Raw genomic sequence first — 22,722 nt, 5'->3', positions numbered from 1 at the left:
TTCGCGCCGATGTGCCGCACTAGTCGCCGAGGGCGGCGAGCATCGATATCCGCAGGCCGTCATCGATATTGGTTATGACGTAAGTAATTGTCGGGCAGTCGATTTCATCGCCCTGGTCGTCGTATCGCGACAGGCTGGCGCGAAACAGCGCTGACGTCGCGTTGAGACCGATGACCTCGGACTGAAGCAGCCGGGTCCCGCTGTACCGCAGGGCCCGCAACCCGTCGACCTGGCCCTGGATGACCGTCGCGACCTCGCTGTTCGTCGTGAGCCCTGTGACGCCGTCGTCGCTGGTGATGATCAGCGGTACCGCGTAGCAGGCCAGTAGCGTGGCGATCTCCCGCTCGCCGCGCACGCATGCCGCGAAGGCCTCGAAGTATTCGGCAAGGAAGTGGCTGACCGCTTTCGCGTCCACGGGCATGGCGATCATGACTCCTTTCCGGACCGGCCGTGCTTATGGCCCGTTCACCGGGACGGCGGCCGCGACGCCGTATGTCACGATGCCAGTCTGAGGTATTGCCCAATTGTCGGCGACGGGATCGGTGATGACAGCGGAATTGACCTATGACGACACGCTTCGCGAGATGCCCACCGAGGCGGGCGTTCTTCGCTACCACGAAGCGGGTGATGGTCCTCCCCTGGTGCTCTTGCACGGGTCCGGTCCCGGGGTGACGGGCTGGCGCAATTTCCGCGGCATCCTGGGCACATTCGCCGAGCGCTTTCGCTGCCTCGTGCTGGAGTTCCCCGGCTTCGGCGTGAGCGACGACTTCGGTGGCCACCCGATGCTCACCGCATTCGGCGCCGTGGGCACGTTCATCGACGCGCTGGGACTCGACTCCGTCGACATCATCGGCAACTCGATGGGTGGCGCCGTCGGCATCAACTACGCGACCCATCAGCCGGCGAAGGTGCGGCGCCTCGTCACCATCGGCGGGATCGGCACCAACATCTTCTCGCCGGGCCCCAGTGAGGGCATCCGGCTGTTGCAGGAATTCACCGAGAACCCGACGCGGCAGCGACTGGTCGACTGGTTGCACTCGATGGTGTACGACCCGGCACTGGTGACCGAGCAACTGATCGAGGAACGGTGGGCGCTGGCGACAGACCCACCGACGCTGGAAAGCGCCCGCCGCATGTACGGCAAGGCGGCGTTCACGCAGATGATGGCGGCGATGCGGGCATCGGATGCTCCACTGCCCTGGGCGACGATGCACAAGGTGGCCGCTCCGACGCTGCTGACGTGGGGCCGCGACGATCGGGTGAGCCCGTTGGACATGGCCCTGATCCCGATGCGCACCATTCCCAACGCAGAGCTGCACGTGTTCCCGAACTGCGGACACTGGGCGATGATCGAGGCCAAGGACGCGTTCGAAAGCGCGGTGCTGGCGTTCCTGACCCGCTGAGACTCAGCGCTGAGTGCTGCCCGCGTCCACGGGCAGCGTGACGGCGGTGATGTAGCGGGCCTCGTCCGACGCCAGGAACAGGCATGCGTTGGCGACGTCGACGGCGTCGACCCACGGAATCGGCAGCATGTTCATCGAGCACGCCGCCTCGGCGAACTCCTCACGGGAGACATGCTCGAGGTCCGGCCGGAACGCGGCGCGGACGTTGTCGTTTTGGATCATCGGCGTATCGACATTGGTCGGATGCACCGAGTTGACCCTGATATTGTGCGGTGCAAGCTCATTGGCGAGGGTGCGCATGAGCCCAACCACGCCGTGTTTGGCCGAGGTGTAGTGCGCAACCCCGACCAAACCACGCAGGCCCGCGATGGAGCTGATCAGAATCATCGAACCCGCTCCGCGTTCGATGAGATGCGGTGCGGTAGCACGACAGGTCCGCCAGACACCGGTCAGGTTGACGTCCAACATTGTCTGCCAGGCGATCTCGGACATCTCGATGGCCATCCCGCGCGAGGTGATCCCCGCGGTCGCGCACACAATGTCCAGACCACCGAGGAACTCGACGCCGCGGTCCGTTGCGGCCTGCACAGCAGCGCTGTCACGGACGTCGACGACCTCGGTGACGACACGGCCGCCGGCTTCGGATACCAGCCGGGCCGTGTCGTCGAGATCGGCGGGCGTCGCCGGCGGTGTGACGACGGTGTCCACCGGGCCGCAGATGTCGAGGGCGATGACGTCGGCACCCTCCTGGGCGAACCGAACCGCCTGCGCGCGTCCGATACCCCGCGCCGCACCGGTGATCAGTGCGACCTTCCCCTGCAGTCGACCCATCTTCACACCTTCTGTGTCAGACCGGCGTCGACCACGAGTTGGGTTCCGGTGATGTAGCGGGCGTCGTCGGAGGCCAGGAACACGACGGCGTTGGCGACGTCGACGGGCTCGACCCATCCCACCGGCAGCAGGTTGCGGGCCTTGAGGACTTCAGCGGCGTCGGCCGCCGTGGGGTTGGGCACCTCGGGACAGAGCCGCCGGAATGTCGCGTCGTTGAGCACCATCGCTGTACCGACTGCGCCCGGATGAACCGTGTTGACCCGAATCCGCTGCGGTCCAAGCTCATTGGCCAGTGTGCGGGCAAGGCCTACCAGCGCATGCTTGCTGGCGGTGTAGTGCGCGGTGTTGGGAGTACCACGTAATCCATTCGTGGAACTGATGATCACCACGGATCCCCCGCCCTCACCGATGTGTGACACCGCCGACTTCACGGTGTGAAACACCCCGGTCAGATTGATGGCCAGCGTGTTCTGCCAGGTTTCGTCGCTGAGTTCCCATGTCGGTGCGCCTGCGGTGTGTACGCCGGCATTGGCCACGACGACGTCGAGCCGACCCAGTTCGCCGACGGCGGCGTCGATCGCGGTTGACATCGCGTCGGCATCGCGTACGTCGACCGTCGCGGCGACACATCGCCGGCCTCGATCGCGCACCTGCGTTGCCGTGTTGTTCAATTCGTCGGCGACTACAGCAGTATCGAGAGCGATCACATCTGCGCCCTCATCGGCGAACCGTTGGCAGTGCACGCGTCCCGTTCCCTGAGCGGCGCCGGTGACGACGACCACCTTGCCGTCGAGTCCGGACCTCACGGCGCCGTCACGAGTTCGAACCCTTTGTAGCCCGCGGAGACGACCTCGCGGCAGATGTCGAGGTAGGCGGCGAACCCGCCGATGAAAAGCATGAAGCCCCGTGGCTTTCCAGGCACGTTCGCCCCCATGTACCAGGAATTCGCCCGGGTGAACAGTGACGCGTCCGCCCGTCGGTTCAGTTCGGCGTTCCAGTCCTCGACGGCGTCCGCCGTGGCCTCGATGGCGGTGTGACCGTGGTCGTCGAGGTAGGTGATGGCATCGGCGATCCAGTTCACGTGCGCTTCTGCGTGCAGCACCATGTTGGCCAGCACCGCGGGGGCGCCGGGGCCGGACACCAGGAACAGATTCGGAAAATCGTCCACCGCCAACCCGAGGTAAGTGCGTGGCCCGTGCGCCCAGTCGTCGCGAAGCGTGTGGCCGTTACGCCCGACGATGTCGATCTTTGCCAGGGCGCCCGTCATCGCATCGAACCCGGTCGCGAGCACAATCGCATCGACGTCGAAACGTGCGTCGGAGGTGGTGATGCCGGTGGCGTCGATGGACTCGATGGGCGTCTTGCGGACACTGACGAGCTCGACGTGTGACCGGTTGAAAGTCTGAAAGTAGTTGGTGTCGGTGCAGATCCGTTTGGTGCCGATCGGATGGTCGTTCGGGATCAACAGGTCGGCGACCTCGGGATCATCGATGACGGCGCGGACCTTTTCCTCGTAGAACTTTCGGGCTTCGTCGTTGGCTTCGATATCCGTCATCTGGTCGCTGAAGGTCTTGGAGAACAACACGCCGCCGAGTTCCCAACGCTTTTCGAATGCCGCCCTGCGCTCCTCAGCGGTGGCCTCCATCGTCAGCTTGGGGTGCGCAATGTGTGGTGAGCCTCCGCCGCTGCGCCACGACAACCGCCGGCGCTCGTCGTAAGAAGCCTTGTAGTCGGCGACGTCATCGTCCGTCAAGGCTCGATTACCTGCAGGGACACTGTAATTCGGGGTGCGTTGGAAGACGACGAGCTTCTCCGCCTGGTCGGCGATGATCGGTATCGACTGGATGCCGGATGATCCGGTGCCGATCACCGCGACGCGCTTGCCGGTGAAGTCGACGGTCTCCTTCGGCCAGTGCGCGGTGTGGTAAACGTCGCCTTCGAACGTGGACAGGCCTGGGAAGTCCGGCGTCAACGCGGCCGACAACGGTCCCGTTGCCATCACGCAGAATCGTGCGTTGACCGACTCCCCCGTGTCGGTGTTCACCGTCCAGCGCACAGCGGCGTCATCGAACACCGCCGATGTCACACGGGTGTCGAACGTGATGCCGTCACGCAGATCGAGCTCGTCGACGACCCAGTTCAGGTACCGCAGGATCTCGGCCTGCGTCGCATATTTCTCGGTCCACGACCATTTCTGTTGCAACTCGTCGGAGAACGAGTAGCAGTAGTCGACACTTTCGACATCGCAGCGCGCACCGGGGTACCGGTTGAAGTACCACGTGCCGCCAACCTCCGGCGCGGCCTCGAACACCCGCGCCGTCAATCCCAGCGACCGGAATTTGTGCAGGGCGTAGATTCCGGCGAAACCTGCGCCCACGATGACGACATCGATGACGACGTCTACGTCTGCCTCGGTGCTCACGACCACACGGTAGGTCGTCGCGGCCGCCGAGCCGGGCGGTTTCCCGGTGACCGGACGCTCAGGATTTCGGATCCCGGACACCGGACGGCAGCTGTCCGTCTCAGCCGCCCAGGGCCGACACTGTCCGCCATGGCCAGAGCCGACGTGGATCTCGACGGAAAACTGCATCGCATCGACTGGCCGGCGCAGTCCACACTTGTCGACGTACTGCTCGCCGCGGGCATCGACGTGCCCCACTCATGCCGCGAGGGGCGGTGCGGCTCGTGCGTGTGCAGCGTCGTCTCCGGCGAGGTCGACATGGCGCACAGTGATGTCCTCGAACCCGAGGACCGGCGGGCCGGCCTGATCCTGGCGTGTCAGACAAGACCCGTCTCCGCCTCGGTGCACATCCAGTTTTGACGGCGCAGTCCACTGACCGGGATTGCCTGCGGCGTCGGGGCGACCTGAGGTAGACCATGAATCAAGCCCACACAGTAAGGACGAGAGCATGACCGAGCGGGTAATCGACCGAGTGATGGAGATGGCCGGCCAACTGCGTGAGCAGGGCGCCGAGGCCGAGAAGATCGGCCAACTCACCGACCAGACAGCCAAGGCGATGAAGACGGCCGGCAATATCCGGCTGCTGCAACCCGCCAAGTACAACGGCTACGAGGTCCATCCGCGCGAGTTCGCCGAGACCGTGATGGCGACGGCGACGCTCGATCCCGCTGCGGGATGGATCAACGGCGTCGTCGGCGTGCACCCCTATCAGTTGGCCTACGCCGATCCCAGGGTGGCCGAGGAGATCTGGGGCGCCGACGTCGACACCTGGGTCGCGTCGCCCTACGCGCCGCAGGGTGTGGCCAGGCCGGTCGACGGGGGCTACATCTTCAACGGCCGCTGGCAGTTCAGCTCGGGCACCGACCAATGCGAGTGGATCATCCTCGGCGCGATGCTCGGTGACGCCGAGGGCAAACCGCTGATGCCGCCGCAGATGCTGCACATGATCCTGCCGCGCAAGGACTACGAGATCGTCGAGGACTCCTGGAATGTCGTGGGTCTGCGTGGCACCGGGTCCAAGGACGTCATCGTGCGTGACGCCTTCGTCCCCGACTACCGGACGATGGACGCCACCGAGGTGATGGACGGCACCGCCCAGCGCAAGGCCGGGATGTCGTCGACGCTGTACCTCATGCCATGGTCCACCATGTTCCCGCTGGGCATCACGTCCGCGGTGGTCGGCATCGCCGAGGGAGCGCTGGCCGCCCACCTCGATTACCAGCGTGACCGCGTCGGCGCCTACGGTGCGGTCAAGGACGACCCGTACGTCATGTACGCCATCGGCGAGGCCGCCGCGGACATCAACGCCGCCCGCCAGGAACTGCTGGCCAACGTCGACCGCATCTACGACATCGTCGACACCGGCAAGGAGGTGTCCTTCGAAGACCGTGCCGCCGGACGACGGACACAGGTGCGCGCGGCGTGGCGCGCGGTCGCCGCCGTCGACCAGATCTTCGCCCGATCGGGCGGTAACGCGTTGCGGATGGACAAACCGCTGCAACGGTACTGGCGTGACGCGCACGCCGGTCTGGCCCACGCGATCCACATTCCCGGCACGCCATATCACGCGTCGGCGCTGAGCTCGTTCGGCGTCGACCCCGAGGGTCCGCTGCGGGCGCTGATCTGACCGATGAGCACTCTCAGGAGTCTCGGCTACATTACCGTTGCGGCCAGCGATATCGATCGGTGGCGTCAGTTCGCTTTCGGCGTACTGGGATTCGCCGAGGGATCGGGTCCCGATCCCTCTGCCCTGTACCTGCGGATGGACGAGCGCGCAGCGCGCATCATCGTCGTACCCGGCGACGTCGACCGGGTTCTGACGGTCGGCTGGGAGGTGCGCGACCACGCCGCGCTCGTGGAAGTCAAAGCCGCGTTGGACGCCGCGTCGATCGCGTTCAAGGACCTGTCCCCCGCCGAGGCCGACGAGCGGCGCGTGGAGGAAGTGATCACGTTCTCCGATCCAGCGGGTACGACGCTGGAGGTCTTCCACGGCGCGGTGCTCGACCACAGCCCGGTCATCACCCCGTTCGGCGCGCGGTTCGTGACCGGCGACCAGGGTCTCGGCCACGTGGTGGTTCCCGCGATGGATGCCAACGGCCTGTTCGACTTCTACACCGGCGTCTTGGGTTTCCGCTCGCGCGGAGCCTTCCGGGTCCCCGCCCCGCCGGAGTTCGGTCCCATACGGGTTCGCTTCCTGGGCATCAACGAGCGGCACCACAGCCTGGCCATCTGCCCATCGATGAACCAGGACAAACCCGGCCTGGTCCACGTCATGGTGGAGGTGGACAGTCTCGACGCGGTCGGGCAAGCGCTCGACCGCGTCAATGCGGAGGGTTTCCAGCTGTCCTCGACGCTGGGGCGTCACACCAACGACAAGATGGTGTCCTTCTACGTCCGTGCACCCGGCGACTGGGACATCGAGTTCGGCACCGAAGGCATGCGGGTGGACGAACGGTATTACACCGCAGAGGAAATCACCGCCGACAGCTACTGGGGTCACCAGTGGATGGGCGAACCGCCAGCCGCGATGCGGATGTAGCCGATGGATACCGACGTCTACCCCAGGTCTGCTGATGAGATCGAGAGTTGGGACTACGAAGCCGATGTCGTGATCGCGGGGTACGGCATCGCCGGTGCGGCCGCGGCGGTGGAAGCCGCCTCGACCGGCGCCGACGTCCTCGTCCTCGAGCGGACCGGCGGCTGGGGTGGGGCCGCCGCGATGGCGGGCGGGTTCATCTACCTCGGCGGCGGCACCGACCTGCAAAAAGCCTGTGGCTTCGACGATTCCGTCGACAACATGGTCGCATTCCTCAACGTGGCGATGGGCCCGGGCGCCGACGCGAACCGCGTCGGCGACTACTGCGCCGGAAGCGTCGACCACTTCGACTGGCTGGTGCGCTGCGGTGTGCCGTTCAAACCGGTGTTCTGGGGCGAGCCCGGCTGGGAGCCGCCCGGCGACGAAGGCCTCATGTTCACCGGCGGCGAGAACGCCTTCCCGTTCAACACCATCGCGAAACCCGCTCCGCGGGGCCATATTCCGCAGATGTCGAACAAGAAGGCCGGCGAGGCCAGCGCCGGTTACATGCTGATGAAGCCACTCGTCGACACTGCGACATCGCTCGGCGTTCGCGCTGTGTATGACGTCCACGCGTCCTCGTTGGTCGTGCAGTCCGACGGCCGCGTCGTTGGGCTCATCGCCCGCCAGTACGGCAAACCGGTCGCGATCCGCGCGCGGCGCGGCGTCGTGCTTGCGGCCGGCAGCTTCGCCTACAACGACGCCATGCTGGCTCAGTACGCGCCGAAGCTCGTCGGGCGGCCCGCGGCATCTATCGAACAGCATGACGGCCAAGCGATCCGGATGGCGCAGGCTTTGGGCGCCGATCTCGCGCACATGGACGCCACCGAAGTGGCATTCCTCGTCGACCCGCAGCAGACCGTGCGGGGCATCCTCGTCAACGGGCGCGGGCAGCGCTATGTCCCCGAGGACATGTACTCCGGCCGCATCGGTCAGCTCACGCTGTATCACCAGGACGACACCGCGTACCTGATCATCGACGGTGACGCGCAGGAGGAGGCGATGGCCGCGACCTCTCCGACACCGTTCCTCAAACGTCCGGCGACGTGGGTCTGCGACAGCGTCGCGGAACTCGAGGGCGAGATCGGCCTTCCGCCTGGTTCGTTGCAGGCCACCGTCAGCGCGTACAACGAGGCCGCTGCGCGCCGCGAGGATCCGCTGCTGCACAAGAAGCCCGAATGGCTCAAGCCCATCGGAACGCCCGTCGGCGCCATCGATCTCCGGGGCAGTTGCGCCGGGTTCACGCTGGGCGGCCTGCAGACCACGCTGGACTCCGAGGTGCTGCACGTCAGCGGAGCACCGATTCCCGGCCTGTATGCCGCGGGGCGCTGCACTGCGGGTGTCGCGGCGTGGGGTTATGCCAGCGGAATCTCGCTGGGTGACGGCAGTTTCTACGGCCGCCGCGCAGGCCGCGCTGCAGCCGAGGGGTAAGGCACTTCCAGCATTCCCGCAGGCCACCACCGCACATCGGTGGTGGTCTGCGTCATTTTCCGCGTGCCTACGTGACAGCCGCCACACCAATATGCTACAAATAGGCATATTCCTATTAGTCATATGCGAGGAGGCGTCATGACCACGATGTCCGGGGCTGTCGAAACTCCGAGTGCTGTGATCGATCGGGTATCGCTCGTGTTGGACGCCTTCGACGGACCCGGACGCCTGAACCTGGCCCAGATCGTTCGTCGCACGGGCCTGCCCCGGTCATCGGCGCACCGGATGCTCGAACGATTGGTCGCGCTGCGCTGGCTGCGCCGCAACGGCCGCGACTACGAGCTGGGGATGCGGCTCGTGGAGCTCGGCTCGCTCGCCGTGCACCAGGACCGGCTGCACCGGGCAGCGATCCCGTTGCTGCATGATCTGCATCGCGCGACGGGACTGGTCGTCCATCTCGCCGTGTTGGACGGCTCCGACGTGGTCTACCTGGAGAAGATCGGCGACCGGATGGTGGCAGCGATACCCACCCGCGTGGGCGGTCGTCAGCCCGCGCATTGCGCGGCGGTGGGCAAGGCGATGCTGGCCTATAACAGCGAGGCCGACGTCGTCGATCTCAGTACCCGCAAGACCAGGTACTCGATCAGCACGCCCGCGCAGCTGCGCGCTGAACTGGCCAACGTTCGCGGCCGCGGCGTAGCGTTCGACCGCGAAGAGTCGGTGCCCGGATTCGGTTGTGTCGCAGCGCCCATCGGCGGCCCGGGAGAAGCTGTCGCGGCGGTATCGGTGTGCGGCCCTGTCAGCCGAATGACGTTCGACCAGCGTCTCGCGGCGCCGGTGCGCATGACCGCGATGGGGATATGGCGCGACGTCGAAGACGGGCCGCGGCGAGTGGCACCAACCCTGCAACACGCGCGGCCACTGCGCAGCGCCGCGCGCCCGGTCGCGGAGCTGCAGTACGCATGACGCTCGATCCGCAGATCGCCGAGATGATCGAAGCGCTCGACGCCGGATTTCCGCCCGTGCACACGATGACCGGCGCGACGGCGCGGGCGACGATCAGGTCCCGATTCGTCGCGCCGGCGACATCCGAAGAGGTCGGCGACGTCCGCGACGTATCCGTGCACGGGCCCGCGGGCGATATCGCGGTGCGCATCTATCGCCCCGTTTCAGCGTCCGGGCCGGTGCCGACGATGGTGTACGCCCACGGTGGCGGGTTTGTGTTCTGCGACCTCGACAGCCACGACGGACTGTGCCGCAGCTTGGCGAATCTGATTCCCGCCGTAGTGGTTTCCGTCGCATACCGGCTGGCGCCGGAAGCGCCATGGCCGGCGGCCGCTGAAGACGTGTTCGCGGTGACGCACTGGGCTGCCCGCAACGCGGACGCCCTCGGCGGCCATCCGGGCCGAATAGTTGTGGGTGGCGACAGTGCGGGTGGCCATATCGCGACAACGGTCGCGCTGATGGCACGCGATCGCGGAGCACCGACGCTCGCGGCGCAGTTGCTGCTGTACCCGATGATCTCTCCGCGATTCGACACGGAGTCGTATCGCTTGTTCGGCGAAGGGTACTACAACCCCCGACCCGCATTGCAGTGGTATTGGGACCAGTACGTGCCCTCCCCCGTCGACCGCGAACATCGATACGCTGCACCGCTATCCGCCGACTTGTCCGGTGTGCCACCCGCCGTAGTCGTGACGGCGGGTCACGACCCACTGCGGGATGAAGGAATCGCATTCGGCGAGGCGCTCAAAGTTGCAGGCGTTCGATTGACGCATCGTCACTACGAGGGCGCCGTTCACGGGTTCATGACCATGCCCGTGCTCGAGCTTGCCCAGCAGGCACGAAGGCGAGCGGGCGAAGACCTGTCCACGATTCTCGCCGGTGCGCATGTCTGACGGTGCGGTCTATGTCGTCGACCATGTGGTGACGCAGCCGGGACGGGCGAAAGAATTCATCGACCGATACCTCGCTGAATACGCTCCTGGAGCCCGCGAACGCGGAATGACGTTGCGCGACATCCTCGTCAGCCCACCCATTTGGTTCACCGATCAGTCCAACACGGTCACCGTCCGCTGGTCGCTGCCGAGTGCGCAGGCGTGGTGGGAGATGACGTGGAAGGGCAGGCCCGACGCCAGCGTCGGCCGATGGTGGACGACGATCGGCGAGCTGGTGTGTCAACGGTCGCGCAGCGTGGCCGCCGCTGCCGACGATGTCGACGAACTCTGCGATGTTTAATCTCACCAGGCTGATCCACCTGGCACCGGGCGATGAACCCCATGCACTGATTCCCGCCCTCCGTGCCGTTGCGGACGCATCGGCGGCAGCGCACGTCCTCATCGAACCGACGCTGCCCGGTGTCCGCAACGGCGGCGACATTCTGGTGCACCTCCGCTTCTCCGATCTAGAGAGGCGGACCGACACAACCGCCGAACTCGACCGTGCGCTCGAGTCCGCCGCGGTCGAACACGTCGACGGTGTCGAATATCGCGGTGCGGCAAGCAAAACCGCGGTTGAGCAGCCCGCGAGTGTCTATCGGACCCTGCTGCTGCGGGTGTCGCCCGAAGCCGATGAGGCCCTCGTCGAGCGGTTCGAGAGCGACCTCAATCTGATGCCGGACTATGTGCGCACGATCACGGCATGGCAGTTGAGCCGGGTGGAGCGCGCTATCGGTGCGTCGCAATGGACCCACGTGTTCGAGCAACATTTCACCGACGTCGACGGCCTGATGGGACCGTATTTGATGCACCCGATCCACTGGGCCCATGTGGACCGATGGTTCGATCCGGAGTGTCCCGAAGTGATCGTCCGGGACCGGGTGTGTCACAGCTTCTGCCGCAGTGACACCGTGGTTTTGGCTTAGGCTCCGGCCGGCAGGATGTTCGGGTTCGCGGTGCTCGGTGGCTCCAACGGCGGCAGCACCGAGCTGCCGTCGAGGGTGTGTACCGCGAGTTGCTGAGACCATGGGTAGTGCAGGCTGAAAGCCACCAACCCCGTGCGCTCGGCAGCGGGCCGGTGACACATCGCCAACACGGTCTCGGCGAGATACTCGACTGGTTCCGTCGGGAAGGTGTCCGGAATCAGCGCTGAGGCACCGGGTGTGCGCACTGCAGTGGACGGACCAACACAGTTGACCGCGATGTTCGTGTCGAGCAGTTCGGCGGCGACCCCCTGCGTGAACCGATGCAAGGCCGCCTTGACCGACGCATAGACCACGTCGCCCGAGGTCTTGTTGTACTCGCGGTACGGCCGTACCGGCGCGACCCCGGTCACCGATCCGATGTTGACGATCCAGCCCGCGCCTTGTGCGCGCATACCGGGCACCGCCGCCTTGGTCAACACGAACGGCACCCGTAGATAGTGCTCCACTGTGCGTTCGAAGGTGTCCAGCGACATGTCCTCGACCATCGAATAGTCAGCGAAACCAGCGTTGTTGACCAGGATGTCGAGCCGGCCGGTGCGCTCGATTACCCGCTGTACGAGGTGGTCGCGATCATCGGGATTCTCCAGATCCGCCGCCAGCCCGATCGCCTGTCCCCCCGCCCCCTCGATGAGCTCGATGGTTTCGCCGATCGTGCCGGGTAGCGCCGCGGACGATCCCCAACGCAAGGACTGCGACGGCTCAAACGAACGCGCCGTCACCACGACCGTCGCGCCCTCGGCCGCCAAGCGCTGCGCGATCGCCCGACCGATCCCCCGGCTACTGCCTGTGACCAAAGCCGTTTTTCCGCTCAGCAATTGAGTCATCGCAGTTCGAAATGCTCTTCGATGGGCGCCCGGTGCTGATGCCATAGATCGACCAGACGGTACGGAGTGGCCACCACCACACGGCCCGACCCGGAGCGGTAATACGTGTGCGCATTCGGCGTGTGACACCACACTGTGCCCGCCATCGCCTCGTCGATCGCGGCGACGTAGTCGTCGTGCGCCTGCTGCGTCACCTCGATCGCCGTCGCCCCGCGCAGTGCCATGAGTTGCAGGCATTCGATGATGTAGTGCGCCATCACTTCCATCGAGAAGTTCGCACCCGCACCGTGACCCGGACTGTAATTCGGTGCCGAGTTGATGAACAGATTGGGGAAGCCGGGTACCGTGCCACCGCGATAGGCGCGGGGACTGTCGCCCCATTCCCCGGCGAGAGTGCGACCATCGCGACCACGAATGTCGATGGTCGACAGGAAGTCCAGGTGATAGCCGGTGGCGTAGATGATGACGTCGAGATCGATTTGGCGGCCGTCGGCCGTGACGATCCCCCGCTCGTTGACTTCGGCGGGCTCGCTGGCCTCGACGTCGACGTGACTGCGGGTCAGTGCCGCGTAGTAGCCACCCGGATCCCGGATGATGCGCTTGCCGTACGGTGCGAAATCAGGAGTCACCTTCTTCGCCAATTCGCTGTCCGCCCCGAAGGTCCGGTCGATGTACTCCAGGCACATCTGCAGCAGCACGTCGTTGGCAGGTGAGATCGACAGGTGCTCACTTGCCCATTCCGGATCTTGCAGTATCACCGGATAGTTGTTGTCGGACGTGGCCCAGTACGACTTGAGCCGGTGCCAGTTCGCGTAGTACGGCAGATGGCGACCCAGGTAGCGCCGAAACTCGGGCACATCGTCGGTCGGCCGCTTACGCGGCGCCACCCAGTGCGGCTGACGTTGAAAGACCGTCAAGTGCGCGACCTCATCGACGCAGGCGTCGACGATCTGCACGGCCGTGCAGCCGGCGCCGACGACCGCGACCCGCTTACCGGTGAGATCCAGCGACGAGTCCCACTGCGCCGAATGAATACTCGTGCCCGCGAATGTTTCTCGGCCGCCGACTTCCGGCCATCGTGGACGGTTGAGGTATCCGGCGGCGGTGATCACCACGCGGGCATAGCTGATCCCACGATGGCCGTCGCGATCCACCGTCTCGATGCGCCACTGCCGTCGGTCTTCCTCCCACGTCAGCGCCTCGACCTCGGTGCCGAACCGGATGTGGTCGCGCAGTCGGTACTTGTCGGCCAGCGACACCAGGTACGCCTGGTACTCCGCACCCTGCGGGTAGTAGCTCGTCCAGTCGGGATTCACCTCACGCGACAGCGAGTAGTACGCCGACGGCGTATCCACACCGATCCCCGGGTAGGTCGTCGTCAGCCAGGTCCCTCCGACTTCGTCGTTGCGGTCGAAGATCTCGTACGCGACGCCGGCGTCCGCGGCAGCGAACGCAGCGATCATCCCGGCGAGACCCGCGCCGATGATCGCCACACTCGTCGTCGCCGGGATCGGCACAGTGCGTGGCAATGTCGGCTGCGACAGCTGAAAGCCGCCCTGTTCGAGCAACAGCGGAACGAACTCGTCGTCGACCTCAGAGCCGAGCGCGAGCGGCAGCAGCCGGGTGAACCGTTCCGGGTCGTCGGCAACACGATGAGCCGACGGGTTGTCGAGCGCGTCGAGGACTGCCGATGCCAATGCCTCCGCGGTCTCGGCGTCGGTGACACCCGCACGCTCGGGCGGGTCGGGCACGTGTGTGATCGCCGGCCCGAACCTGTCGATCACCGACGCGTCGCCGGTGAGCTGAGCCAGCACCGCAACCAGCACACCCGGGTCGGCCTGTCGCAGGTTCGCTCGGAGCTCGACAGGATCGAACCCGGAACCGGTGGTCGCCCGAACGGTTTCGGCATCAGTGATCACACAACGGAGTATCGATGCCGTGACGATGGCCGCGGGTCGTCATGTCTACTGAGCGGGACACTCATCGTCTCCGCAGTGCACACGTGCCTACTCTGCGGCAATGGATCGCGTGCATTACGAAGTCGACCACCGCGCATTCGGAGAACTCGCCGGCGATTTCGCACGCAAGGAGGTCGCACCGTTCATCGCCGCCTGGGAGGACGACGGCATCATCCCACGTCAGGTGTTCGCCAAAGCCGGAGCCGTTGGGCTGCTGGGCTTTGCGGCCGGCGAACAATTCGGTGGCGTCGAAGCGCACGATTTCCGCTACAACCAGGTCCTGATCGAATCGTTCATGGATGCAGACTGCGGTGCCGTCGGTTTGAGTTTCGCGGTTCACAACGACATCTGCCTGCCTTATCTTGCCGACCTGGGCAGCGCCGAACAACGCGCTCGGTGGCTGCCGGGCTTCGTCGCCGGAGACCTCATCGCGGCCATCGGGATGACCGAGCCCGGCGCCAGCTCTGATGTGGCCGGAATCCGCACCTCGGCCGTCGACGCCGGAGATCACTTCTGCGTCAACGGCGCCAAGACGTTCATCACCAACGGACAGAACGCCGATCTGGTGATCACCTGCGTGCGCACCTCAGCCGACAGGCACCGCGGCCTGACGCTGCTCGTGCTCGAGCGCGGGATGCCCGGCTTCGAGCGCGGCCGCAACCTGGACAAGCTCGGACTGCACTGCCAGGACACGTCGGAGCTGATCTTCACCGATGTGATGGTGCCGAAAGAGAACGTATTGGGCGAGGTGGGGCGCGGATTCAAATATCTGATGAAAAATCTGCCGCAGGAACGGATGCAGATCGCGGTCGGCAGCCTCGGTCGCGCCCGCGCGGCGTTGCGCTGGACGATCGATTACGTGCGCGACCGCACCGCATTCGGCAAACCCATCGGCGCATTGCAGAACACCCGATTCGTCCTCGCCGATGTCGCCACCGAGGTGTCGGTGGCGGAGGCGTTCGTCGACCGCTGCGTCATAGAGCTCAATGCCGGGCGGCTGTCACCCGCTGACGCCGCGAAGGCCAAGTTGTGGGCGACGGAGATGGAGTTTCGGTGCCTCGATTCCTGCCAGCAGCTGTTCGGCGGTTACGGGTTCATGCGCGAGTACCCGATCGCCCGCTCCGCGATGGACGCCAGGGTCACCCGTGTCTACGGCGGCACCTCGGAGATCATGCGCGAGATCATCGGCCGCGAACTGAAGCTCGCGCAGTGAAGGACGACCGCATGCAGGTGCGCAGCCACACCCTGGGCGACATCCCGCGCCGGACCGCCCGCAGGCATCCCAGCAAGGTCGCCCTCATCGACGGCGACGTCACGTTGACCTTTACCGAATTCGACGAGCTGGTCGACCGCGCCGCGGCGGCGCTGCGGGACAACGGGTTTTCGCCCGGTGACCGCGTGGCATTGCTGGCCCACAACTGCTGGCAGTACGCGGTACTTGCGTTCGCCACCGCGAGGGCGGGTGTCGTGCTCGTGCCGATCAACTTCATGCTCACCGCCGACGAGATCGCCTACATCCTCGGCCACAGCGGGGTCCGCGGATTCATCGTCGAGCACGACCTGATCCCCACGGCGGACGCAGCGATGGCCGGCAACGGATCGTCGCTCACCACCGTAGCGTTGAACGCCGACGGGCAACGCGCACCGTACGGCTGGCAAGACTTCGCGCACTGGCTGACCACCACCACTCTGCCACCCGACGTCGAGATCGCCGATGACCAGTTGCTTCGCCTGATGTACACCAGCGGCACCGAATCGCGCCCCAAGGGCGTGATGCACTCCAGCCGAAGCCTGGTGTCCAACTACGTCAGCACCATCGTGGCCGGGTCGATGTCGGAGGACGACATCGAGATTCACTCGATGCCGCTCTACCACTGTGCCCAGCTCGACAATTTCCTGGCGACCGATATCTACCTGGGCGCTACGAGCATCATCCTTCCGCGTCCCGATCCCGAGGTGATCTTGCGCAGCATCGAGGACCACGGGGCGACCAATTTCTTTGCCCCGCCGACCATCTGGATCAGCCTGCTGCGCTCGCCCATCATCGACGAAGTCGACCTGAGCAGCCTGCGCAAGGGCTACTACGGCGCATCGGCGATGCCCACAGAAATCCTGCTCGAGCTCCGCGAGCGCCTGCCTGACCTGCAGTTGTGGAACTTCTACGGCCAGACCGAGATGGCCCCTTTGGCAAGCGCATTGGGTCCGGCCGATCAGGCAGACCACGGCGGTGCGGCGGGCCGGCCCGCGATCAACGTCGAGACCACCATCCTCGACGACACCGATACCCCCGTTTCGGCCGGAGCGGTCGGAGAGATCGCGCACCGCGGACCGCAGCTCATGCTGGGTTACCTCGACGACCCGATACGCACCGCGGAAGCGTTCCGAGGCGGATGGTTCCATTCCGGAGACCTCGGCTTCTACGACGAATTCGGGCTGCTGCACGTCGTCGACCGCAAGAAGGACATGATCAAGACAGGCGGCGAGAACGTCGCCAGCCGCGAGGTCGAAGAAGTCCTGTACGGCCATCCGGGCGTAGAAGAAGTCGCAGTGTTCGGTGTCCCGCATCCGGTCTGGGTGGAGGCTGTTGTCGCGGCAGTCGTCCCGCGCGACGGCGCGAGCCCGACCGAGGCCGAACTGCTCACCCACTGCCGCAGCCACCTGGCCGGGTACAAGACGCCGAAACGGCTCCACTTCGTCGATGCGTTACCGAAGAACCCCAGCGGCAAGCTGCTCAAGCGTGATCTTCGCACCCGTTTCGGGTCAGAAAAACCGTTCCACTCACCGGACGCCTTCGCGCCGTAGCGCAGGTGGCGGCTATTGACTGGTGGCCATGAGCGAAGCCATCACGTTGACCGACGTCCAGGAGTTCATCGCGGGTTTCTGGTACCACTACGACCAGGGCCACTTCGATGAGCTGGCCACCCGGATCGGTGACGAAATGGAGTACCTCAGTCGTTCGGATTCGGGCCAGTGCCCGTTCGAGCATCTGCTGGCCGCCGAGCTGCACGGCGGTGCCGAGACTTTGGCGTGGCTGACGCAGCACCGGAACGAGAACCCCTACCCGTTGCGCCATCACGCGACCAACATCTTCCGCACAGGCAGCGAAGGCGCCGTGACCAACGTGCGCTTCTATCTGTATGTCAACCAGATCACCAACAACGTCCCGTTCGATGTGTCCAGTGGCGTCGTCGATGTCGGGATACGGCGGGCCGACCATGGCCTGGTTTTCACGTCGATGAGTGTGGTGCTCGACGCCGAGGATTCGATTCCCTTCGCTGAACACAGCGCCAAGAGTTCCGCCACGGCAGGCACGTGAGCACACCCTTCGACGGTGGCGTCGCCGTTATCACCGGTGCAGGCGCAGGCATCGGCGCGGGTCTTGCCCGACATGCCGGCTCGCTGGGCATGACGGTGGTGCTGGCCGACATCGATGCCAATGCGGTTGCGGCGCTTCGTGACGAGCTCGTAGCAGCGGGCGCGGGCGCTATCGACGTCGTGTGCGACGTCCGTGATCCGGAGGCGGTGTCCGCACTCGCCGAACGCACGTACCGGGACGTCGGACCGGTGCGGCTGCTCGTCAACAACGCAGGTGTCGAGCAGTTCGGGTTCCTATGGGACACCCCCGTCGAGAATTGGAATCGACTGGTCGACATCAACATCAGTGGAGTCTTCCACGGCGTGCGAGCATTTCTGCCGCCGATGATCGCCGCCGGTGAACCGGCGTGGGTGTGGAACCTCTCGTCGATCGGCGGCGTCGCCTCGGTGCCGCTGCAGACGCCGTACATCATGAGCAAACACGCGGTGCTGGCGCTCACCGAGTGCCTACGCCTCGAGGTCGAACTGGCCGGCCACAACCACATTCACGTCCAAGCGGTCCTGCCGGGTGCCGTGGTGTCGAACATCTTCGAATCCGCCGGTGGTGTGGACACCGGTGACGTCGCCGCCGCGGAGTCGCAGCGCGGCGCCATGCTCGACATCAAGGCCGACGCCATGGACCCGCTCGCGGCGGCCGAAGTCGTCTTCGACCAAGCTGCCCAGGGGCGGTTCTACCTTCTGACCCAACCCGACTACGTCGGCTCGGCGATGGCGGAACGCGCGGAAGCCCTGGTCTCCCAACGTCCGCCGGCACTACGGTCGGGCCGTCGGTTCGACCCCGAACAGCAATGACGCTCGACCCGGATGCCGCCGCGCGTGTCGCGTCGTTTGGTCCGATCCCGCCGATGCGAGAGCGCGGCCTGGCGGCGGTGCGACACGCGATCGAGTCCGCACCGCATCCCGACGACATGCCTGTCATGGCGAACGTCGACGACTGCGCGATCCCCGGGCCCGCCGGCCGAATTCCCGTTCGGATCTACCGCCCCACGGACACGACGGACGCGCCCGTGCTGGTCTACTTCCACGGCGGCGGCATGGTGATGGGGTCCAACCATTCATTCGAGCCACTGGCGAGAACCCTTGCCGCCCAGTCCAACGCCACCGTGATGTCGGTCGACTACCGGCTGGCTCCAGAGTTCGCCGCGCCCGCTCAGTTCGACGACGCATACGCGGCCACCGAGTGGGTTGCGGAGCACGCACAGCGCATAGACGTCGACGTCACACGACTGGCGGTCGTCGGAGACAGTGCCGGTGGCTCACTCGCTGCGGCGGTGGCGCTCGCGGCCCGCGATCGCGGCGGTCCCACGATCGCGTGCCAGGTGCTGCTCTACCCGGGCCTCGACCGCGACATGACGGTGGAATCGATGGTCGGACTTCCCGATGCGCCGATGCTCAGCCACGACGACATCGTCTACATGCATGAGCTGGCCGACGCAGGCAGCGGCGCGCCGCACGACCAGTACCGGGTGCCGGCCCATGCGGCCGACTTGAGCGCACTGCCGCCCGCCATAGTCGTTACCGCAGAATGCGATCCGATCCGCGACTGGGGCGAGCGCTACGCGTCACGGCTGCGCGACGCCGGCGTGCAAACCACACTCACGCGCTATCCCGGCGCCTATCACGGGTTCTTGATGCGGTCGGACGCCACCGCTCGCGGACGGCTGGCGATCGCTGAGGTGGGCGCCCTGCTGCGGGCGAAGTTCGACAACCCGGTGAACTTCCCGATCACCGGACACCCTGGTCCGCCCGCAGAGCGGTGCAGCCCACAATCGAGCGAACAAAGTCAGTAAGGAGACCATGACATGCTCACGGACGAGCGGCGAATGGAGCTTTCCGATGTGCTGCGTCCCGCCGCGCCGCCACGGGAGATCGACAATGTCTACACGGCCGACCAGAAGGAGCGACTACTCGACGTCGTCCGCACGCAGGGGCCATGGAAGCTGATCATTGCCCAGCACTTCGCCTCCGCAGAAGAGTTGATGGCGACGATGAGCGGCGCATTCCCCGAGGGTTTCGAACCGTCGCTCGACTTGTTCCTGACACCGACCTTTCGCGGCTACCTCGCCAACTACGGCACGGTCCTCTATCCCGAACTGCACGACTGCTTCTACAACCAGCGATTCGTCGAACTTGCAAAGAGCTACTGGAACGCCGACTACGCCAAGCCCGAGTTGATGCTGTTCAACATCAACGGCCCGTGCGCCAACCGCGACCCCGGCCACCTTGACTCCCCGAGCTTTCGCGGCGTCCGTCACGAGAATGCGCCGACATGGCTGTGCAGTGTGATGGGCAAGTCCGGCCTGTTCCAGGACTACCTGATCAAGATGGCTCAGGTGATCACGTGGTTCTCGCTCGACGAAGGAAGCGGCTTCACCTACTGGCCTGACGGCCCACTGAAGGCACCGCAGCGACTGCTGCCTCCGGTGTTCAACCGGGGTGTGGTGGTCCAGAACGAGATGATGGTGCACCGCGGCGAGGCGAATGGTCCCCTCGAACAGCAGACTCCGGCCGGGCTCGCCTTCGACACGCTGTTCACCGGCGACCCGAGCGATCGCGACCACTGGCTGCTCAAGAACGGCGAGGACGTGATCGCCCGGCACCACACCGACGATCTGCGCTTCCTGGTGCACTGGTCGGCCGAAGTGTTCTCCGACTTCGACGAACTGAAGAAGAACATGGACGGCTCGGACGATCTCACCGCCGACAAGGCCATCGACATGATGGTCGACGATCTCAGTCGCAAAGGCATCAGACTCGATGTGCCGAGCGAGCCGCTGCACGATCCGGAATTCATCGGCGCGCTCAACGCGGCCTACGACCTCGGCGGCCCGGCGGTATACCCGGATGAGGCACCGATCAGCGCCTTCCAGCTGACCTGAGGATTGCGGGCGATGGAATGCGAGTGCGTCGAGCGCCAAGCGATCATCGATGTTCTCAACAGATACGCGACGTGTCTGGACACGCGAGACTGGTTGGGCCTGAATGACGTATTTCACCCGGAAGCGGTAGGAAACTACGCTGCCACGCTCACTGGGCGAGCGGCCATCGTCGAATCGATCCGCAGTTTTCTCGACGGCTGCGGGCCGTCGCAGCATCTTCTCGGCAACTATCAGATTGCGATCGACGGCGATGAGGCGCGCTCGGTGACCAAGGCGCGGGTGTTACACGTCGGGGCCGGGGACCGCGCGCAGCTGACCCCGTATGAAGCGATCGGCGTCTACCGGGATCGACATCTGCGTACAGCCGACGGATGGCGAATCATCCACCGTCACTTCGATGTCCAGATCGCCATGGGCGATATCAACGTCCTGCGGCCGGCTTGAAAGGAGCGATCATGCAGAGGTTCGATGACCGCCGGATCGTCATCACCGGTGCCGGCTCGGGTATCGGGCAGGCCACCGTCGCCCGTCTCCTCGAGGAGGGCGGCACAGTCGTCGCGATCGACGTCGCCGCCGAAGGGCTCGCGAGGACAACGGCTGCTGCCGAGGACGCGGGCACGGCGAAGCGATTGACGACCGCCGTCCTGGACATCTCCGACGAGGTTGCGGTTGGCAGCGAGGTCGCTGCCGCTGTCAACACCCTCGACGGGCTGGATGTGCTCGTCAATGCCGCGGCCATTCAGCTCTGTGCCCACACCCACGAACACACGCTGCACGACTGGAACACCACACTGGCGATCAACCTGACGGGCACGTTCCTGATGACGCGCGCTTCGCTTCCCGCGCTCATCGACTCCGGTCGCGGCGTGGTGGTCAACTTCACCTCCACCGCAGCCACTTTCGCGCATCCATACATGGCCGCGTACGCCGCGAGCAAGGGCGGCGTGCTGGCATTCACCCACGCACTGGCGCTGGAATACTCGAAACAGGGGCTTCGAGCGGTCAACATCCAGCCGGGTGGGGTGTCGACGGCGTTGGCCAACAGCACCCTCGACAAGATGCCCGAGGGATACGACTTGGCACTGTGGGCCAAGCAGACTCCGCTGCTGCACGGCAAGGAGAACGAAATCCTCGGCGACCCCAGCGCCGTCGCGGCCGTGATCGCGATGGTCGCCTCCGACGACGGAGCGTTCATCACCGGCACCGAGATCCGCGTCGACGGCGGCGCGCACGCCTGACGCTCAGCGCACCACCACCGAGCTGGGCTCGCGCGGTGCGCCCATCATGTCGCGGTGCGAGGGCGGCTGCCTGCCGTCCTCGTCGATGATGCCGTAGCGCTGCGCCATCTCGGCGCCGATGACGGTGTGGCCGGACAGCTCGGCGAGATCGGGATCGCGATACAGCGCGTCGATCACATGGCCGGTGAACTCCGGGGTTTCGGCATGCTCCGCCGTCTTGGCCAGCGCGTCCGGATGTCCGGCGAACGCACTGCGGAAGCGCTCGGTGAGCAGAATGCCCATCCAGATCGACACCGTGGCCACACCGGTACCACGGAAGTCGACCGCCATGTCGGCGGCCATCTTGTCCACGCCCGCTTTCTGGGCGCCGTACGCCGGGCCGTGCATGTAGCACACCGATCCCGGCGACGACGTGAACGCGATCAAAGCTCGGTCCCGCCGCACCAACAGCGGCGCGGCATACCAGGACGCCACATACGCCGACCGCAACCCGACGTCGAGCACGTCACCCAGCTCGAGTGGCTTCTCCCAGAACGGCTTTGGGCTGACCAGATCGTCGTGAATGGCCGCGGCGTTGTTCACCAACAGATCCAACCCGCCGTTTTCGTCGTCGACCCGCTTGAACAATGCGGCAACCGCATCGTCGTCGCGGTGGTCGACACTCACGGCGATGCCGCCGTCGCCAGGATCAGTCACGGTCCTGCCGGTCAGATAGACCCGCCAACCGTCAGCTATCAGCGCGGAAGCGATGCCACGGCCGGCGCCGCGACTGGCACCGGTCACGACCCCCACCGGTGAATCGATGTGACCGCTCACGAGACGAG

At 65.6% G+C, this 22,722-nt stretch carries 24 protein-coding genes; 17 read left to right on the top strand and 7 right to left on the bottom strand.

Annotated elements, in window-relative coordinates:
* Positions 1-19 precede the first annotated feature (19 nt).
* Positions 20-430, bottom strand: a complete 411-nt coding sequence (locus tag M1248_RS02130) for a hypothetical protein (protein WP_317147410.1) — start codon at positions 428-430, stop codon at positions 20-22.
* A gap of 115 nt (positions 431-545) precedes the next feature.
* Here M1248_RS02130 and M1248_RS02125 point away from each other — a divergent pair, with 115 nt between their 5' ends.
* Entirely contained in the window at positions 546-1,403 is an 858-nt protein-coding gene (locus M1248_RS02125) for an alpha/beta fold hydrolase (RefSeq protein WP_163729679.1), read from the top strand.
* Between the two features lie 3 nt (positions 1,404-1,406).
* On the opposite strand, the gene M1248_RS02120 is transcribed toward M1248_RS02125, so the two are convergent.
* Genes M1248_RS02120 through M1248_RS02110 form a run of 3 tightly spaced genes read right to left on the bottom strand, consistent with a single transcriptional unit; the run spans position 1,407 to position 4,656 of the window.
* On the bottom strand, positions 1,407-2,234 hold the full coding sequence (locus tag M1248_RS02120) for a mycofactocin-coupled SDR family oxidoreductase (RefSeq protein WP_163729681.1): 828 nt from the start codon (positions 2,232-2,234) through the stop codon (positions 1,407-1,409).
* 2 nt (positions 2,235-2,236) lie between these two features.
* Entirely contained in the window at positions 2,237-3,040 is an 804-nt protein-coding gene (locus M1248_RS02115; protein ID WP_317147409.1) for a mycofactocin-coupled SDR family oxidoreductase, read from the bottom strand.
* On the bottom strand, positions 3,037-4,656 hold the full coding sequence (locus M1248_RS02110; RefSeq protein WP_163729686.1) for a flavin-containing monooxygenase: 1,620 nt from the start codon (positions 4,654-4,656) through the stop codon (positions 3,037-3,039). The genes M1248_RS02115 and M1248_RS02110 overlap by 4 nt, the downstream gene beginning before the upstream one ends.
* 129 nt (positions 4,657-4,785) lie before the next feature.
* Here M1248_RS02110 and M1248_RS02105 point away from each other — a divergent pair, with 129 nt between their 5' ends.
* The 8 genes from M1248_RS02105 (at position 4,786) to M1248_RS02070 (ending at position 11,564) form a co-directional block, all read left to right on the top strand.
* Positions 4,786-5,055 carry a 2Fe-2S iron-sulfur cluster-binding protein gene (locus M1248_RS02105; protein WP_174262060.1) on the top strand — a complete coding sequence of 90 codons (270 nt, stop codon included), beginning with the start codon at positions 4,786-4,788 and terminating at the stop codon, positions 5,053-5,055.
* A gap of 88 nt (positions 5,056-5,143) precedes the next feature.
* The gene (locus tag M1248_RS02100; protein ID WP_163729687.1) at positions 5,144-6,322 is read left to right on the top strand and encodes an acyl-CoA dehydrogenase family protein; all 1,179 of its coding nucleotides are present in this window, start codon (positions 5,144-5,146) and stop codon (positions 6,320-6,322) included.
* 3 nt (positions 6,323-6,325) lie between these two features.
* Positions 6,326-7,234 carry a biphenyl-2,3-diol 1,2-dioxygenase gene (gene bphC / locus M1248_RS02095; protein WP_163729688.1) on the top strand — a complete coding sequence of 303 codons (909 nt, stop codon included), beginning with the start codon at positions 6,326-6,328 and terminating at the stop codon, positions 7,232-7,234.
* Positions 7,235-7,237: 3 nt separating this feature from the next.
* Positions 7,238-8,701: an FAD-dependent oxidoreductase gene (locus M1248_RS02090; RefSeq protein ID WP_163729689.1), complete on the top strand. Its 1,464-nt coding sequence runs from the start codon at positions 7,238-7,240 to the stop codon at positions 8,699-8,701.
* A 147-nt stretch (positions 8,702-8,848) separates the two neighbouring features.
* Positions 8,849-9,667 (top strand): IclR family transcriptional regulator, encoded by an 819-nt coding sequence (locus M1248_RS02085; RefSeq protein WP_163737334.1) that lies wholly within the window; start codon positions 8,849-8,851, stop codon positions 9,665-9,667.
* Positions 9,664-10,599: an alpha/beta hydrolase gene (locus M1248_RS02080; protein ID WP_317147408.1), complete on the top strand. Its 936-nt coding sequence runs from the start codon at positions 9,664-9,666 to the stop codon at positions 10,597-10,599. The genes M1248_RS02085 and M1248_RS02080 overlap by 4 nt, the downstream gene beginning before the upstream one ends.
* Positions 10,592-10,939 (top strand): hypothetical protein, encoded by a 348-nt coding sequence (locus M1248_RS02075; protein ID WP_163737337.1) that lies wholly within the window; start codon positions 10,592-10,594, stop codon positions 10,937-10,939. The genes M1248_RS02080 and M1248_RS02075 overlap by 8 nt, the downstream gene beginning before the upstream one ends.
* Entirely contained in the window at positions 10,932-11,564 is a 633-nt protein-coding gene (locus M1248_RS02070; RefSeq protein WP_317147407.1) for a Dabb family protein, read from the top strand. Before M1248_RS02075 ends, M1248_RS02070 begins: the two co-directional genes overlap by 8 nt.
* Here M1248_RS02070 and M1248_RS02065 read toward each other — a convergent pair.
* Both M1248_RS02065 and M1248_RS02060 read right to left on the bottom strand, forming a co-directional pair.
* The gene (locus tag M1248_RS02065; protein WP_317147406.1) at positions 11,561-12,448 is read right to left on the bottom strand and encodes an SDR family NAD(P)-dependent oxidoreductase; all 888 of its coding nucleotides are present in this window, start codon (positions 12,446-12,448) and stop codon (positions 11,561-11,563) included. The genes M1248_RS02070 and M1248_RS02065 overlap by 4 nt on opposite strands.
* Positions 12,445-14,367 (bottom strand): NAD(P)/FAD-dependent oxidoreductase, encoded by a 1,923-nt coding sequence (locus M1248_RS02060; protein WP_317147405.1) that lies wholly within the window; start codon positions 14,365-14,367, stop codon positions 12,445-12,447. The genes M1248_RS02065 and M1248_RS02060 overlap by 4 nt, the downstream gene beginning before the upstream one ends.
* A 100-nt stretch (positions 14,368-14,467) precedes the next feature.
* Between M1248_RS02060 and M1248_RS02055 the strand changes: the two genes are divergently transcribed.
* Genes M1248_RS02055 through M1248_RS02020 form a run of 8 tightly spaced genes read left to right on the top strand, consistent with a single transcriptional unit; the run spans position 14,468 to position 21,898 of the window.
* Entirely contained in the window at positions 14,468-15,619 is a 1,152-nt protein-coding gene (locus M1248_RS02055; RefSeq protein ID WP_317147404.1) for an acyl-CoA dehydrogenase family protein, read from the top strand.
* 11 nt (positions 15,620-15,630) lie between these two features.
* Positions 15,631-17,208 (top strand): acyl-CoA synthetase, encoded by a 1,578-nt coding sequence (locus M1248_RS02050; protein ID WP_163737343.1) that lies wholly within the window; start codon positions 15,631-15,633, stop codon positions 17,206-17,208.
* Between the two features lie 28 nt (positions 17,209-17,236).
* Positions 17,237-17,722: a polyketide cyclase gene (locus M1248_RS02045; protein WP_163729694.1), complete on the top strand. Its 486-nt coding sequence runs from the start codon at positions 17,237-17,239 to the stop codon at positions 17,720-17,722.
* Complete coding sequence (locus M1248_RS02040; protein WP_163729695.1) at positions 17,719-18,573, top strand: SDR family NAD(P)-dependent oxidoreductase; 855 nt, start codon at positions 17,719-17,721, stop codon at positions 18,571-18,573. The genes M1248_RS02045 and M1248_RS02040 overlap by 4 nt, the downstream gene beginning before the upstream one ends.
* Positions 18,570-19,571, top strand: a complete 1,002-nt coding sequence (locus M1248_RS02035; protein ID WP_317147403.1) for an alpha/beta hydrolase — start codon at positions 18,570-18,572, stop codon at positions 19,569-19,571. Before M1248_RS02040 ends, M1248_RS02035 begins: the two co-directional genes overlap by 4 nt.
* A gap of 12 nt (positions 19,572-19,583) precedes the next feature.
* Positions 19,584-20,660 carry a hypothetical protein gene (locus tag M1248_RS02030; protein ID WP_163729697.1) on the top strand — a complete coding sequence of 359 codons (1,077 nt, stop codon included), beginning with the start codon at positions 19,584-19,586 and terminating at the stop codon, positions 20,658-20,660.
* A 12-nt stretch (positions 20,661-20,672) separates the two neighbouring features.
* Positions 20,673-21,104 carry a nuclear transport factor 2 family protein gene (locus M1248_RS02025; RefSeq protein ID WP_163729698.1) on the top strand — a complete coding sequence of 144 codons (432 nt, stop codon included), beginning with the start codon at positions 20,673-20,675 and terminating at the stop codon, positions 21,102-21,104.
* Between the two features lie 11 nt (positions 21,105-21,115).
* Positions 21,116-21,898 (top strand): SDR family NAD(P)-dependent oxidoreductase, encoded by a 783-nt coding sequence (locus M1248_RS02020; RefSeq protein WP_163729699.1) that lies wholly within the window; start codon positions 21,116-21,118, stop codon positions 21,896-21,898.
* Between the two features lie 3 nt (positions 21,899-21,901).
* On the opposite strand, the gene M1248_RS02015 is transcribed toward M1248_RS02020, so the two are convergent.
* A complete protein-coding gene (locus M1248_RS02015; RefSeq protein WP_317147402.1) occupies positions 21,902-22,714 on the bottom strand; it encodes an SDR family NAD(P)-dependent oxidoreductase in 813 nt (270 codons plus the stop codon).
* Positions 22,715-22,722 lie beyond the last annotated feature (8 nt).

It is taken from the genome of Mycobacterium sp. 29Ha, assembly GCF_032883055.1.
GTDB classification, from domain to species: domain Bacteria; phylum Actinomycetota; class Actinomycetes; order Mycobacteriales; family Mycobacteriaceae; genus Mycobacterium; species Mycobacterium gallinarum.
Note: the sequence above shows the minus strand (reverse complement) of the source record. Positions and strands in the feature narration are given on the sequence as shown.